Below are 13,694 nucleotides of genomic sequence, written 5' to 3' on the forward strand. Positions count from 1 at the left end.
GCGGGCCCCATGCACGACTCCCGCGGGGCACCCCGCCCGGGTTCATGTCCTGTCACGGCAGGTCTCCTGGCTCGCGGCTCTTGCCGCCTCTCCCCGCCTTCCCGGCCTCGGCCAGTGGCATCATGGAGAGGGCGCGCCGCTTACAGTTGCGGGGGCAGCACCGGATTTTCACCGGCTTCCCTATTCTCCGACGCGGGATCATGCCCGAGCCGGCACCGTGACAACAACATATTGGGCCATTTGCCGTGCCGGCGTCAACACCTTGACAAGCGGGCGTCCCCTGAACTCCGGGCTGCGAAGGCGTCGCCCTCCAATGCCGGGTGAGGTACCTGAGCTTTCGAGGTCAAATCCTGGAAACTCGTGAAGCTCGCAGCATGGGTGCGGTCTAGGAGACGATGAACCAGAGCGGGCGAACCGGCGCGTCGGATCGACCGCTCCAGGCCATCAGGTTCCGGCGATCACCATCGGACGGATTCCGTCCGACCGGACAACGCTTCAGGCGCGCGGCTTGCCGATGTGGCCACCGGCGTCGCCGATCTGGCCGCGGTGGAGCAGGAGGTGGTCGAGGAGGCAGCAGGCGAGCATAGCCTCGCCGACCGGCACCGCGCGGATGCCGACGCAGGGGTCGTGGCGGCCCCTGGTGATGATGTCGGTCTCCTCGCCGCTGACGGTGATCGTCTTGCGCGGCGAGAGGATCGAGGATGTGGGCTTCACGGCGAAGCGCACGACGATGTCCTGGCCTGACGAGATGCCGCCGAGGATGCCGCCGGCGTGATTCGAGCTGAAGCGCGGCTGGCCGTCGTTGCCCATGAAGATTTCGTCGGCGTTGGCCGATCCGGTGAGGGCGGCCGCCTCGAAGCCCGCGCCGATCTCGACGCCCTTCACGGCGTTGATCGTCATCATGAGGCCGGCGATGTCGCTGTCGAGCTTGCCGTAGATCGGCGCACCAAGGCCGGCAGGGACGCCTTCGGCGACAAGTTCGATGACGGCCCCGATCGAGTTGCCGGACTTGCGCAGGCCGTCAAGGTAGCTGGCCCAGTCGGCGGCGGCTGCGCGGTCGGGGCACCAGAACGGGTTGTTGCCGATCTCGTCCCAGTTCCAGGCCGCGCGGTCGATCCGGCGCTCGCCCATCTGCACCAGGGCGCCGCGGATGCGAACCGCCGGGGCGAGAGCGGCAAGCGCTGCGCGGGCGACGCCGCCGGCGGCGACGCGGGCCGCCGTTTCGCGCGCTGAAGAGCGCCCACCGCCGCGATAGTCCCGGAGACCGTACTTCAGGTGATAGGTGATGTCGGCGTGGCCGGGGCGGAACTTCGGTGCGATCTCGGAATAGTCCCTGGACCGCTGGTCGGTGTTGCGGATCAGGAGCGAGATCGGCGCGCCCGTGGTGCGGCCATCGAAAGTACCGGACAGGATCTCGACCTGATCGGCCTCCTGCCGCTGGGTCGTGTAGCGGCTCTGGCCGGGGCGGCGGGCGTCGAGCCACGGCTGGATCGACGCTTCGGTGAGCGCGATGCCGGGCGGGCAGCCGTCGACGACGCAGCCGAGGGCCGGCCCGTGGCTCTCGCCCCAGGTGGTGACGCGGAAGAGGTGGCCGAAGCTGTTCATGGACATGGCGAGGCTCTTAGCGCAGGGCGTGGCTCCCGGGAAGGGGTGGCGACGTCGGCTGGTGCCGACATCCGGGCGCAACTGGCTGGAACACGCGATTCGCCGAGGAGAGGACGCGGCTGTTGCCGCGACAAGGTGCGCGCGATGCGCGCAGAGTCTCTTGACTTGTTTGCCGGCTGTTGCCGGCAAACCGACTGCTCTCCAGGTTTCAAGGCCGTATGAAGACCCGGGCCGCGCGTGTGCGTGGCCTCAGGGGGCGAGCCACGCGGCGAGGGCCGCGGCTAGGCCGTCCCGGGTGGTGCTGGCGCAGTCGAGCCAGTCGTCGGGCGCGAGAGCGGCGAGGGCCGTCGCGTCGATCGCCGGCAGGGGTGTGGGCGGCAGAGGGCGGCCGGCGAGCAGGTGTCCGGCGGGGAGCGTCATGCTGCGCGGGCGTCCGGCGAGTGCGCGGGAGAGGTAGAGGCAGGCATCGTAGTCGATGGCGTGAAGCTGGCCGTCCGCGATCAGGAGATTGGGGTTCTGCGCGGTGCGATCCATGTTCTGGAGCAGGGCGTCGGCGCGGGCGATGGCGTCGAGGGTGGCCGGGTCGGCCGCGGCGATGTCTTCCGGCGTGGCCGGGCGAGCGCCGGGGATGAGGGCGATGCCGAGGTTCCAGCCGGTGCTGCGCAGGAGCATGCCATCGAATTCGTCGGTGCCGACGGTCCACGGCATTCCGGCAGGAAGCCAAAGCGGCCGGGCGGCTGGCGCAGGGGCGCCGAGGGCGGCAGCCAGCTTGAGGGCAAGGAGTTCCACGAGGAGGCCGAAGGGGCCTGGCCCGGCGCCGGAGAACTTCAGGACCGTCTCGGTGCCGGTCGTGGTCTCGATCAGGGCCGGGGTGGTGCTCGCCGCCGTGAAGACGGCGAGCACGCGGGCGACGGTGGTGTCCGCCGCGGGTGTCAGACGTGCTTGCCCTTGTGGGGCGCCCAGATCTTCTTGTTGGTGAACCACAGGAGCACCGTCAGGCCGGCGAGGAAGAGCACGGCGGTGAGGCCGGCTTCCTTGCGGGCCATCATCTTCGGCTCCGCGGACCACATGAGGAATGCGGCCACGTCCTGCGACATCTGCTCAAGGGTCGCGGGGGTGCCGTCCTCGTAGGTCACCTGGTCGTCGGAGAGCGGCGGCGGCATGGAGATCCAGCCACCCGGGAAGGTGTGGTTCTCGTAGAGCGTGGCGCCGGCCTCTTCGCGGGTCTCGCCGGTGTAGCCGTGCAGCAGCGAGGCGATGTACTCCGGCCCGCCGATGCCGTGCAGCAGCTGGTTGATGCCGAGGCCGATCGGGCCGTGGAAGCCCGCCCGTGCCTTGGCCATCAGCGTCAGGTCCGGCGCGTTCGGGTCGTTGGACGCGGCGAAGTGGTCCGACGGGATCGCCGGGCGGTCTTCGCCGGTTTCCGCGTCGGTCACCGAGTGCTGCGCGGCGAAGGCGCGCATCTGGTCCTCGGGGAGCGCCGGCCCGCCTTCTTCCGCGAGCTCGCGGTAGGGCAGGAACTTCAGCCCGTGGCAGGCTGCGCAGACTTCGGAGTAGACCTGCAGGCCCCGCTGCAGCTGCCCCTGGTCGAACCGGCCAAACGGCCCTTCGAAGGAGAAGCTGTAGTCGGTGACGTGGGCCTCCTCGGCCGCCATCGCCGCGCCGCCGGTGAGGGTGGTGGCCGCAAGGGCGGCAATGAGCGTGGTCTTGAGCTTCATGATCATCCCTCGCTCATTCGGCCGGCTTGCCGAGCGCGGCGTTGGCCGTGCCTTCTCCGCCCGTGCCGTAGTGGGCGACGAAATCTTCCTCGATGGTCGCTGGCGGCGTGCCCGGCTTCTCGACGATGCCGAGGACCGGCAGGATCACCAGGAAGAACACGAACCAGTAGAGCGTGCCGAGCTGGCTCATGATCACGAAGGGCTGCTCCGGTGGCATGGAGCCGCACCACATCAGGATCATGAAGTCGGCCACGAGGAGCCAGAACCAGACCTTGAACATCGGCCGGTAGCGCCCCGAGCGGGTGCGGCTCGTGTCGAGCCACGGCAGCAAGGCGAGGACGGCGATCGAGCCGAACATCACCAGCACGCCGGCGAGCTTCGAGTTGATGAAGAGGATGTCGAAGGTGATGGCGCGCAGCATCGCGTAGAACGGCAGGAAGTACCATTCGGGCACGATGTGGGCCGGAGTCTTCAGCGCGTTCGCTTCGATGTAGTTGTCCGGGTGGCCGAAGAAGTTCGGCATGAACCCGACGATCGCCGCGAAGATCGTGAGGACGAACAGGAGCGCGAAAAGGTCCTTGATCACGAAGTAGGGCCAGAAGGGCAGCGTGTCCTTCTTCACCTCTTCCTTCGAGCCGCGCCGCACTTCAACGCCGGTCGGGTTGTTGTTGCCCGTGGTGTGGAAGGCCCAGATGTGGACGATCACGAGGCCGGCAATCACGAACGGCAGGAGATAGTGCAGCGAGAAGAAGCGGTTGAGCGTGGCGTTATCGACCGCCGGCCCGCCGAGGAGCCAGGTCTGGATATCGGGGCCGACGAGCGGCAGCGCCGAGAAGAGCCCGGTGATGACCGTGGCGCCCCAGAACGACATCTGGCCCCAGGGCAGAACGTAGCCCATGAACGCCGTTGCCATCATCAGCAGGTAGATGAGCATGCCGATGATCCAGGTGATCTCGCGCGGTGCCTTGTAGGAGCCGTAGAAGATGCCCCGGAAGATGTGCAGGTAGACCGCGAGGAAGAACAGCGACGCGCCGTTGGAATGCACGTAGCGCAGCGCCCAGCCGGCGTTCACGTCCCGCATGATGTGCTCGACGGAGGCAAAGGCGAGGGTCACGTGCGGGGTGTAGTGCATGACCAGCGCAACGCCGGTGGCGATCTGCAGCACGAGGCAGAACGCGAGCACGATACCCCAGATCCACATCCAGTTGAGGTTCTTCGGGGTGGGGATGAAAAGGGTGGAGTGGATCAGCGAGAGAACCGGAAGCCGGGTCTCGACCCATTTCGCGAAGCCGGACTTCGGCTCGTAGTGATCGTGCGGGATGCCGCTCATCTTGCTTCCTCAGCCGAGCTGGATGACGGTGTCGGAGACGAACGACGCCACCGGGATGTGCAGGTTCTCGGGGGCCGGGCCTTTGCGGATGCGGCCGGCCGTGTCGTAGTGCGAGCCGTGGCAAGGGCAGAACCAGCCGTCGTAGTCGCCGGCCTCACCGATCGGCACGCAGCCGAGGTGGGTGCAGACGCCGGTCATCAGCAGCCAGATGCCCGCCTCGTCCATCGAGCGGTTCTCGTCGGTCGCGGGTGCATCGGCGGGTTTGTTGGCGTTGCGCGCCAGCGTGTCGGGAAGCTGGCCCATCGGCGTTTCGCGCGCGGCGGAGATGTCTTCCGGCGTGCGGCGACGGATGAACACCGGCTTGCCGAGGAACTTGACGGTGAGCTGGCTGCCTTCCTCGACGGCCGAGACATCGACCTGGATCGAGGCGAGAGCCTGTACGTCGGCGCTCGGGTTCATCTGATTGATGAGCGGCCAGACCGCCGCGGCTGTTGCAATACCACCCGCCGCGCCGGTGGCGACATAGAGGAAATCTCTGCGGGTGACCGCCGGCTCGTGGGCGTGCTCGTCTACCTGGGCCACGCGTTTGCGCTCCTTAGCTTATTCTCGTGCCCGCCCGGGGGCACCCCTCGTTGGCGCGCTCACGAACGAGAGAGCGGCTTATCCGGGATTAAAGCCTAAGGCGGCGCGGGTCCAGCCGGTTTGATACCGAGCCGGCGAGGGCCGGCGGGCTGAGGACGCGGTTCTGAGGGCGCTGACGGCGGCGAGGCCTCATTGGCGGGCTCGCCATGGCCGATCCATTTGCCGGCATTGGACGGCGGCCGGGTGATTCGGCTCCACAGTCACCGGAAGACGTCGAGCGCGATGAGAGCGAACATCGCGGCGGCGAAGAGCAGCGGGGGGCAGAGGCGGCCTCCCGATGGGGTCGGTTCCGGGCGAACTCCGGGCCGGGTGCCGGAGTCCCCTCCGGTTCAGCCGCCGCGGTGGTAGGGGGAGCCGGCGAGGATGGAGGCCGCGCGGTAGAGCTGCTCGGCCAGCATGACCCGGGCCAGCATGTGTGGCCAGACCATGCGACCAAAGGAGAATGAGAGGCTTGCCTGGGTCCGGAAGCTCGGGTCGAGGCCGTCGGCGCCGCCGATCGCGATCGCGAGGTCGCGGGTGCCGTTGTCGGCGAGACGGCGGAGGTGGCGCGCGAAGCCGGGCGAGTCGGGGGTTTCGCCGCGCTCGTCGAGGATTGCGAGCGTCGCCCCGCGAGGGAGTGCCGCTGTGAGAAGGGCCGCCTCCGCGGGTGGGCCGCCGTTCTTCCTGTCCTCGACCTCGACCACATGGGCGGGACCGAGACCGAGGGGGCGGCCGGTGCGGTCGAAGCGGGTGAGATAGTCGGCGACGAGATCCGCCTCGGGGCCGGCGCGCACGCGGCCCACGGCGAGAATCGTCACCCGCATCGGTTCAGCGCGGGCTCAGATGGGCTCGAGCTGCGGTCACGCCGTCGCGGCGGTCTGCGGCTGCCACATCTTCTCGAGCTGGTAGAACTCGCGGACTTCGGGGCGGAACACGTGGACGATGACATCGCCCGCGTCGATCAGCACCCAGTCGCCCACGTCCTTGCCCTCGATGCGCGGCACGACCCGGGCATCGGTCTTGAGCCGGTCGGCGAGCTTCTCCGAGATCGCCGACACCTGACGCGTCGAGCGACCGCTGGCGATCACCATGTGATCGGCCATCTCGGATTTGCCTGCGAGAGGGATCGAAACGATGTCCTCGGCCTTGTCGTCATCGAGCGAGGCGAGGATCAGCGACAGCAGTGCGCTGCTGTCCGTTCGTTCCCCGAGAGGCAGGAAGGCCCCTTCGGGGGTGGTGGCCGAGGCCACCGGAGCATGATGAGTCAGCTCGACTCCTCCTAGCGGTTGCGCCGCGAAGCCCGGCGCGAGCATGAGTAATGTAGGGGAGATCCGGCCATTTCTCAAGGATGCGAATAGTCAAGGAAATATGTCATGCCGCGGTTGCCATGTCGGCGCCAGCGACACGTGCTTCGGGTCCGGTCCTCTCGTGCCAGGATGAGCGGCCCCGCCGCAGCAGCCGCCTGTGTTTCGCTCTGGCGGAGGCTGCCGGCCAAGAGCTCTCGAAGGCAGGTCAGCCGGTGCCTGCAGGCGCGTCAATCCCGGACGCAAGCGGTTCCCGCCGGGTCCCGGGGCAGCCGCGACCGGCTGCCCCGAAGGTCTCCTATGCCGCGACGAGCTGGCCGCGGACGAGCTTTTCGTAGTCGCCGGCGATCGACCGGGTGAGCTCGCCGACCTCGAAGGAGTAGTCGCCGATCGAGCCGACCGGGGTCACCTCGGCGGCGGTGCCGGTGAGCCAGCACTGCTGGAAGTCGGCCATCTCGGCGGGCTCGATGTGGCGCTCGTGCACCGTGACGCCGCGCTCCTTCAGCATCTGGACCACGGTCTGGCGGGTGATGCCATTCAGGAAGCAGTCGGGCTTCGGGGTGTGGACCTCGCCGTCCTTCACGAAGAACACGTTGGCACCGGTCGCCTCGGCGACGTAGCCGCGGTAGTCCATCATCAGCGCATCGGAGCAGCCCTTCGCCTCGGCGGCGTGCTTCGACATGGTGCAGATCATGTAGAGGCCGCCGGCCTTGGCCCGGCAGGGGATGGTCTCCGGGCTCGGGCGCTTCCACTTGGAGATGTCGAGCTTCGCGCCCTTCATCTTGGCGTCGCCGTAATAGGCGCCCCACTCCCAGACGGCGATCGCCATGCGGACCGGGTTGCGCGCGGCGGCAACGCCCATGTCCTCGCCCGAGCCGCGCCAGATGACCGGGCGGACGTAGGCGTCGGTGAAGCCGTTCTTCTCGAGGGTCGCGACCTTCGCCGCCTCGATCTCGTCGGCGGAGAAGGGATGCGGCATGTCGAGCAGGTCGCAGGAGGCGAGCAGGCGGTCGGTATGCTCGCGGCTCTTGAAGATCGTGCCGTTGTAGCAGCGCTCGCCCTCGAAGACCGAGCTGGCGTAGTGCATTGCATGGGTCAGCACGTGCACCTTTGCATCACGCCACGGCACGAAGCCCCCATCCATCCAGATGAAGCCATCCCGGTCGTCGTATGCACCTGCCATGGCGGGCGTCCTCTCCTCGAAATAGATTGCGCGTTCCCGGTCGATTGCGACCGTTTGTTGCGTGCGGCGCCGGCCGGCGTATCATTTGGTTCTTGGAATGTCAACATCCCTGACATAAAGTGTGACCAAGACCCGGGAGTGGGACCGAAGCGGGGGGCGGAAAATCCAGATGGCGGCCGGCTTTACCACCAATCCGACGCGAAGCGAGCAGCTCCTGTTCCTGACGGACGACCAGCTCCGGCAGGGGATCGAACTCATGTACTTCGCCTATCGCGGCTTCACCGCCGACCCGGACCGAATCCTCGAAGAGCGGGAGTACGGCCGGGCGCACCACCGGGCGATCCACTTCATCAACCGCCGGCCGGGGCTGACGGTGAACGAACTCATCGACCTGCTCGGGGTGACGAAGCAGAGCCTGAACCGGGTGCTGCGCCAACTGGTCGAGGATGGTCTCGTGGACAGCCGCGTGGGCGTCGAGGACCGCCGACACCGGAATCTCTATCTCACGGAGCCGGGACAGGCGCTGGAGCAGGAGCTGTCGGCGGCGCAGCGGCGGCGGATGCGGGCCGCGTTCTCGAACGCCGGGCCGGAGGCGGTCGCGGGCTTTCGCAAGGTGCTGGAGCAGATGATCGACCCGGAGCTGCGCGCCCGGGTGGTCGGCTGGCTCGACCGGCCGTGACGCGCGGGTGAGGGGAAGATGAACGAGACCCAGACCCAGACGCACATCCTTGTTGTCGATGACGACCCGCGCCTGCGCGCGCTGCTCCAGAAGTTCCTGACGCGCAACGGGTTCATGGTGAGCGGCGCGCGCGACGCCCGGCACGCGCGCAACCTGCTCCTGAGCCTTGAGGTCGACCTCATCGTCCTCGACGTGATGATGCCGGGCGAGGACGGGATGGCGCTTACCGGCTCGCTTCGCGAGACGATGACGACGCCGATCCTGCTGCTGACCGCGCGGGGCGACGCGGAGGACCGGATTCGCGGGCTCGAGGCCGGGGCCGACGACTATCTCGGCAAGCCGTTCGAGCCGCGCGAGCTGCTCTTGCGGATCAACGCGATCCTCCGGCGGGCGCCGAAGCCCGTGCCGCGCAACGAGCCGCCGCGCACGCTGCATCTGGGCGCCATGCGCTACGACATGGGCCGGGGCGAGCTCTGGCGCGGGCCGGAGATGATCCGGCTGACCGCCACCGAATCGATGCTCATGCGGATGCTGGCGGCGCGGCCGCACGAGCCGGTGAGCCGGCAGGAGCTGGTAGAGGATCTGGGCGGCGGCATTGCCGAGGCGCAGGAGCGGGCGGTCGACGTGCAGATCACCCGGCTTCGGCGCAAGCTTGAGGATGACCCGAAGGCGCCGCGCTATCTCCAGACGGTGCGGGGTTCGGGCTACATGCTGGCGCCGGACTGAGGCGCGAGGATCCGGCGCCGGAGCGCGATCCAGACGCCCCAGGCGGCGAGGGTCAACGCGAGGTCGAGGGCGATGAGGGGGCCGGTGCCGCCTGCTCCGCCGCTGCCGGGGACGAGGATGAAGAGCGCGAGGCCGTCGAGCGTCGAGGGCGGCGAGACGACGAGGATCGCCACGACGTTCGTCGCGATGTGGATGCCGATCGCGGCGGAGAGGTTGCCGGTGCGCACGGTGATGTCGGCAAAGAGCAGTCCCGAGAGCGTGATGGAGGCGACCGCGAGTGGCGCCGCGGCACCGTAGTCGGCCGGGTTCCAGTGCAGCGCGCCGAAGATGACGGCCGGAAGCACGAACCAGACGAGCCGCGAGCGGAAACGGGCGGCGAGGCCCTGCAACAGGTAGCCGCGAAAGAGCAACTCCTCCGCCGTGCTTTGCAGCGCGATGAGCGGCAGCGCCACGAGGGCGGTCCGGAGCCATGCGGCCACGGGCTGGCCCTGCACCGGCGGCGCGATCGCGACCGCGACGGTGCCCGAGACGGCGGCAACGCCGAGCGCGGCGCCCGCGCCGATCGCGAGCGGCCGGAGGCGGAGGCCGCCCGGCCCGACGAGGCTCGCGAAGCTGCGGCGGTGCAGGAGCCTCACGGCGACGGAAAGACCGAGGACGAGACCGCCGAAGCTCGCGAGGAAGAGGAGAACGCCACTTGCGCCGTCGCCGGCGCGGGGCATGACGACGAGGGCCGCGCCAAACCAGCCCGCGAGGGCGAAGCCGGTGCCGGTGACGAGGCGCCAGAGTGCCGGGCGGGGGCGGGCCGGTGCCACGAAGGCCGCGAAGCGGCTGGTCAGGTGGGTGGTCGGCCGGGTGGTCCGGATGGATGGGTCAGCAGGCATTTACGGGCCGCGGCGTTGTGACTTGAGTCCGCCCGGGGGCTCGCCTAATCCGGACGGGTCTGACGGAACGCGTCTAGACGGGATGGGGCCGGACGAGAAGCCCCCGGGTGGCGAACGGGAGGACTGCGATGCGGATCGGTCGATTCGGGCGAGTGGCCTTCTGGCTTGCCGGTCTTTCGGCGCTGGCGGCCTGCGACCCGTCGATGCTGCCGGGCGGCTCGCCGAGCCGGGCGCAGTTCGACGTGGGCGGTGCGGCGGTGACGATTGCGGCGCCCCGGGGCTGGTGCCTCGATCCGTCGACGGCGCGCAAGTCCGCGGGCGGGGCGTTCGTGTTGCTGACCGACTGCGGCTTGCTCGGCAAGCCCGGGGTCGTCGACGGCCGCAAGGGCGTGGCGCTGACCGCGAGCATTTCGGACGGCAGCCTGCTCGCCGCCGAGGGCGACGCCGACGCATCGAGCGACTTCGAGGATTTCGTCACGAGCCGCGAGGGCCGCGAGGTGCTCGGGCGGAGCGGCCAGCCGGATCGGGTGCGCATCCTCGCCACACGCTCGAGTGGCGGGGTCTATTATGTGCTGGTGGAGGATCGCGGGAGGCTGCCGATCGCTGGTCTCGACCGGCAGTTCTGGCGGGCGTTTCTCGACGTGAACGGCCGCACGGTGGCGTTGTCGAGCCTCGGCTTCACCGGCGAGTCCGACGCGCAGGCCAGCCTCAACGAGCTGGCATCGCTCGCGAAGGCGATTCAGGCGGCGAACCGGGGGCGAGCCCCGGCGTGACGCGGCCCGGTCAGTAGCCGAATTCCCGCATGGTGGCGCGGTTCGCCTTCACCGCGGCGGCAGGGTCGTCCCCGGCGGTGGCGGATTCCTCCTCGACCACGAGCCAGCCGTTGAAGCGCGGCGCGTCTGCGACGATGTCGATCACCGCGGGAATGTCGCAGGCGCCCTCGCCCAGCATCGTCCAGGTGCCGCTGGTGTCTACATCCTTCAGGTGCAGGTATCGGATGCGCGCCTGGTGGGCGCGAAGCGTGTCGAGGATGTCCGGGTGGCCGCGCAGGATGTGCCCGGTGTCGGGGACCCAGCCCACGAGGTCGGGGTCGAGCAGGGCGAAGATCGCGTCATAGTCGGCCCGTCCGAAGAGCAGCGTGCCGTGGTGCGAACTCGGGTGCAGCGCGATCTCCACCCCGGCTGCGCGGCCGAGTTCGCCCGCGCGGTTATAGATGTCGGCGGCGACGGTGAGCTTCTCGTCGCGCGGCCCGTCGTCGACCGCGGTGGCGGAGCCGAGCGAGACCACCGCGCCGGGGAAGCGGGCGGCGAAGTCGACCCAGCGGCGGATCGCCGCGAGGTCGGCCGCGGCCGCCGCGCCCGGGACGGTGAAGCCGGTGGGCGAGGCCACGGCGAAGGCGACGAGCGTGAGGCCGCGGGCGTCGAGCGCGCGGGCGAACGCCTCCGGCTCGTCGGCATAGGTGCCGATCATCGTGTCGGTGATCTCGATGCCGGTGTAGCCGCCGGCCGAGATCACGGCGAGAAGCTCGTCGGGCCCGCCGGTGAAGGCGGGTCCGAGCATCTCCCAGGTGAAGGTCTGGCAGGCGATGTTGAAGCTCATCCGGTTCCCCCCGGTTACCGGCAGGTGTAGCCACCATCGATCGGCAGCGTGACTCCTGTGATCATGGACGCGGCGTCGGAGAGAAGGAAGGCGATTGGCGCCGCGATCTCCTCCTCGGTGGCCCAGCGGCCGAGCGGCATCTGTTCGATGAACGGGCCGGCGATCTCCGGGCGGCCCCAGTACCATGCGGAAATCGGCGTCATCACCACGGTCGGGTTCACGCTGTTCACCCGGATGCTGTACTTGCCGAGTTCGAGTGCCGAGACGCGGGTGATGCTGTCGAGGGCCGCCTTCGACGCGGCGTAGGAGATGTGGCCCCAGAGGGCCACGAGGCCGGCCTGGCTCGAGACGTTGACGATGGAGCCGCCCTTGCCGAGGCGCACCATCGACTGCGAGGCGTACTTGGTGGCGAGGAGCGCGCCCCGGGTGTTGATGGCGATGACCTTGTCGAAGACGGCGATGTCGGTCTCCATCGGTGTCGCGATCTCGCCGCCGAAGCCGCCGCAGTTGACGAGCCCCCAGAGGTCGAGGCCCTCCATCGCGCCTTTCACCTCGTCCTCGTTCGCGAGGTCGAATTGAAGGGTGCGGCAGCCGGTCTCGGCGGCGATCTTGTCGAGTGCCTCCGCCGAGCGGCCGGTGGCGATGACGTCGGCGTTCGCAGCGACGAGCTGGCGCACCGTCGCGCCGCCAATGCCGCCGCTGCCGCCGGTGACGAGGATGGTGCGTCCGTTGAAGTCGGTCATGTGGGGATTCCGAAGGGCTTGGGGTGGAGAGGGGTCGTCGGTTGGTCGGTCGCGGGAGAAGTGGCGGGGTATCGGGCGGGACGGTGCCTGAGCGACGGATCTGGCGGGTGACAAATCCGTCCGCGACTGCCCCTGCGAGGGGTCGACGTCGACTTCTGTTGGTCGGGGGGCCTCACGCAGGCACCAGTGCCGGACGGGGGGCGGGGTCGGCGGAGACGCGGCCGCCGTCGGCGTGGAAGAGGTGGCAGGCGGCCGAGGGGAAGGCGACCGGCACGCGATCGCCCGCCCGGAGCCTGCGGCCGGCGCTGTCGCGGACCACGAGAGTGCCGGCATCGGTCGCGAGGTGGATGAAGGTGTCGCTGCCGAGCATCTCGACGAGTGCCGCCGGCGCGGTAAAGACGGGCGCCTCCGGCGTGGTGGACCCGCCCTCCGCACCGACACGCACATGCTCCGGCCGGATACCGAGCGTGACGGCGTCGCCGACCTCGACCCGGCGGGCGAGCGGCACCGCAACGGGCGTGCCAAGCCCGAGGTCGATGAGCGCGATCCGGCCGGAAAGCTCCGCCACCCTGCCGGGGAGGAAGTTCATCGCCGGTGATCCGATGAAACCCGCCACGAACAGGTTCTCCGGCCGCTCGTAGAGATCGAGCGGGCTGCCGACCTGCTCGATCCGGCCGGCGTTCATCACCACGATGCGATCGGCGAGCGTCATTGCCTCCACCTGATCGTGGGTGACGTAGATCATCGTCGAGGCAAGCTCGGCCTTCAGGCGGGCGATCTCGACCCGCATCCCCACGCGCAGCGCGGCGTCGAGGTTCGACAGCGGCTCGTCGAGCAGGAAAAGCCTCGGCTTGCGGGTGATTGCCCGGCCGATCGCCACGCGCTGGCGCTGGCCGCCGGAAAGTTCGCCCGGCCGCCGGCCGAGGAGCCGCAGGAGGCGCAGCTTTTCCGCCGCCCCGGTCACGCGCTCGCGGATGTCGGGCCTCGGCGTCCGGGCGATCTCGAGCCCGAAGCCCATGTTCCGCTCCACGGTCATGTGCGGATAGAGCGCGTAGGACTGGAAGACCATGGCAACTCCGCGCTCGATCGGCTCGGCCTCGCTCACGTCCTCGCCGTCGAGCCGGATGCGGCCCGAGCTGATGGATTCGAGGCCGGCGATGATGCGGAGCAGCGTCGACTTGCCGCAGCCCGACGGGCCGACGAGGACGCAGAACTCGCCGTCGCGGACCAGGAGCGACAGCTCCGGGATGACGGTGAGGGCGCCGTATCGCTTGGTGATCCGCTCGATCGAAAGCGTCGACATGG

The 13,694-nt window shown here is 69.2% G+C and carries 15 protein-coding genes and 1 riboswitch; of the genes, 3 read left to right on the plus strand and 12 right to left on the minus strand.

What is annotated here, in order from left to right; genetic code table 11:
• Positions 1-39: 39 nt before the first annotated feature.
• A riboswitch (cobalamin riboswitch) is annotated at positions 40-235 on the minus strand.
• Positions 236-495: 260 nt separating this feature from the next.
• The 8 genes from aroC to HNP73_RS05995 form a co-directional block, all read right to left on the minus strand.
• Positions 496-1,611: a chorismate synthase gene (gene aroC, locus HNP73_RS05960; RefSeq protein ID WP_184147668.1), complete on the minus strand. Its 1,116-nt coding sequence runs from the start codon at positions 1,609-1,611 to the stop codon at positions 496-498.
• Positions 1,612-1,854: 243 nt separating this feature from the next.
• The gene (locus HNP73_RS05965; protein ID WP_184147669.1) at positions 1,855-2,508 is read right to left on the minus strand and encodes a hypothetical protein; all 654 of its coding nucleotides are present in this window, start codon (positions 2,506-2,508) and stop codon (positions 1,855-1,857) included.
• A 29-nt stretch (positions 2,509-2,537) separates the two neighbouring features.
• A complete protein-coding gene (locus HNP73_RS05970) occupies positions 2,538-3,329 on the minus strand; it encodes a cytochrome c1 (protein WP_184147670.1) in 792 nt (263 codons plus the stop codon).
• 7 nt (positions 3,330-3,336) lie between these two features.
• Positions 3,337-4,653, minus strand: a complete 1,317-nt coding sequence (locus tag HNP73_RS05975) for a cytochrome b (protein ID WP_184147671.1) — start codon at positions 4,651-4,653, stop codon at positions 3,337-3,339.
• A gap of 9 nt (positions 4,654-4,662) precedes the next feature.
• Complete coding sequence (gene petA / locus HNP73_RS05980; RefSeq protein ID WP_184147672.1) at positions 4,663-5,235, minus strand: ubiquinol-cytochrome c reductase iron-sulfur subunit; 573 nt, start codon at positions 5,233-5,235, stop codon at positions 4,663-4,665.
• Between the two features lie 389 nt (positions 5,236-5,624).
• Complete coding sequence (gene rlmH, locus HNP73_RS05985) at positions 5,625-6,098, minus strand: 23S rRNA (pseudouridine(1915)-N(3))-methyltransferase RlmH (protein WP_184147673.1); 474 nt, start codon at positions 6,096-6,098, stop codon at positions 5,625-5,627.
• 36 nt (positions 6,099-6,134) lie between these two features.
• Positions 6,135-6,524, minus strand: coding sequence for a ribosome silencing factor (gene rsfS, locus HNP73_RS05990; RefSeq protein ID WP_425486617.1), 390 nt, complete (start codon positions 6,522-6,524; stop codon positions 6,135-6,137).
• A 352-nt stretch (positions 6,525-6,876) separates the two neighbouring features.
• A complete protein-coding gene (locus tag HNP73_RS05995) occupies positions 6,877-7,761 on the minus strand; it encodes a branched-chain amino acid aminotransferase (RefSeq protein WP_184147675.1) in 885 nt (294 codons plus the stop codon).
• Positions 7,762-7,930: 169 nt separating this feature from the next.
• On the opposite strand from HNP73_RS05995, the gene HNP73_RS06000 reads away from it, so the two are divergent.
• Together HNP73_RS06000 and HNP73_RS06005 are read left to right on the plus strand one after the other, a co-directional pair.
• On the plus strand, positions 7,931-8,440 hold the full coding sequence (locus HNP73_RS06000; protein ID WP_184147676.1) for a MarR family winged helix-turn-helix transcriptional regulator: 510 nt from the start codon (positions 7,931-7,933) through the stop codon (positions 8,438-8,440).
• Between the two features lie 18 nt (positions 8,441-8,458).
• On the plus strand, positions 8,459-9,166 hold the full coding sequence (locus HNP73_RS06005; protein ID WP_184147677.1) for a response regulator: 708 nt from the start codon (positions 8,459-8,461) through the stop codon (positions 9,164-9,166).
• On the opposite strand, the gene HNP73_RS06010 is transcribed toward HNP73_RS06005, so the two are convergent.
• Positions 9,145-10,047 carry a CPBP family intramembrane glutamic endopeptidase gene (locus HNP73_RS06010; protein WP_184147678.1) on the minus strand — a complete coding sequence of 301 codons (903 nt, stop codon included), beginning with the start codon at positions 10,045-10,047 and terminating at the stop codon, positions 9,145-9,147. The genes HNP73_RS06005 and HNP73_RS06010 overlap by 22 nt on opposite strands.
• Before the next feature lie 128 nt (positions 10,048-10,175).
• Here HNP73_RS06010 and HNP73_RS06015 point away from each other — a divergent pair, with 128 nt between their 5' ends.
• Positions 10,176-10,820, plus strand: a complete 645-nt coding sequence (locus HNP73_RS06015) for a hypothetical protein (RefSeq protein WP_184147679.1) — start codon at positions 10,176-10,178, stop codon at positions 10,818-10,820.
• A gap of 10 nt (positions 10,821-10,830) precedes the next feature.
• On the opposite strand, the gene HNP73_RS06020 is transcribed toward HNP73_RS06015, so the two are convergent.
• From HNP73_RS06020 to HNP73_RS06030, 3 genes are all read right to left on the minus strand, one after another.
• Positions 10,831-11,646, minus strand: a complete 816-nt coding sequence (locus tag HNP73_RS06020) for a sugar phosphate isomerase/epimerase family protein (protein WP_184147680.1) — start codon at positions 11,644-11,646, stop codon at positions 10,831-10,833.
• Positions 11,647-11,660: 14 nt separating this feature from the next.
• Entirely contained in the window at positions 11,661-12,389 is a 729-nt protein-coding gene (locus tag HNP73_RS06025) for an SDR family oxidoreductase (protein ID WP_184147681.1), read from the minus strand.
• Positions 12,390-12,561: 172 nt separating this feature from the next.
• Positions 12,562-13,692, minus strand: a complete 1,131-nt coding sequence (locus HNP73_RS06030) for an ABC transporter ATP-binding protein (protein ID WP_184147682.1) — start codon at positions 13,690-13,692, stop codon at positions 12,562-12,564.
• Positions 13,693-13,694 lie beyond the last annotated feature (2 nt).

It is taken from the genome of Amaricoccus macauensis (genome assembly GCF_014201905.1).
Taxonomy (GTDB): Bacteria; Pseudomonadota; Alphaproteobacteria; order Rhodobacterales; family Rhodobacteraceae; genus Amaricoccus; species Amaricoccus macauensis.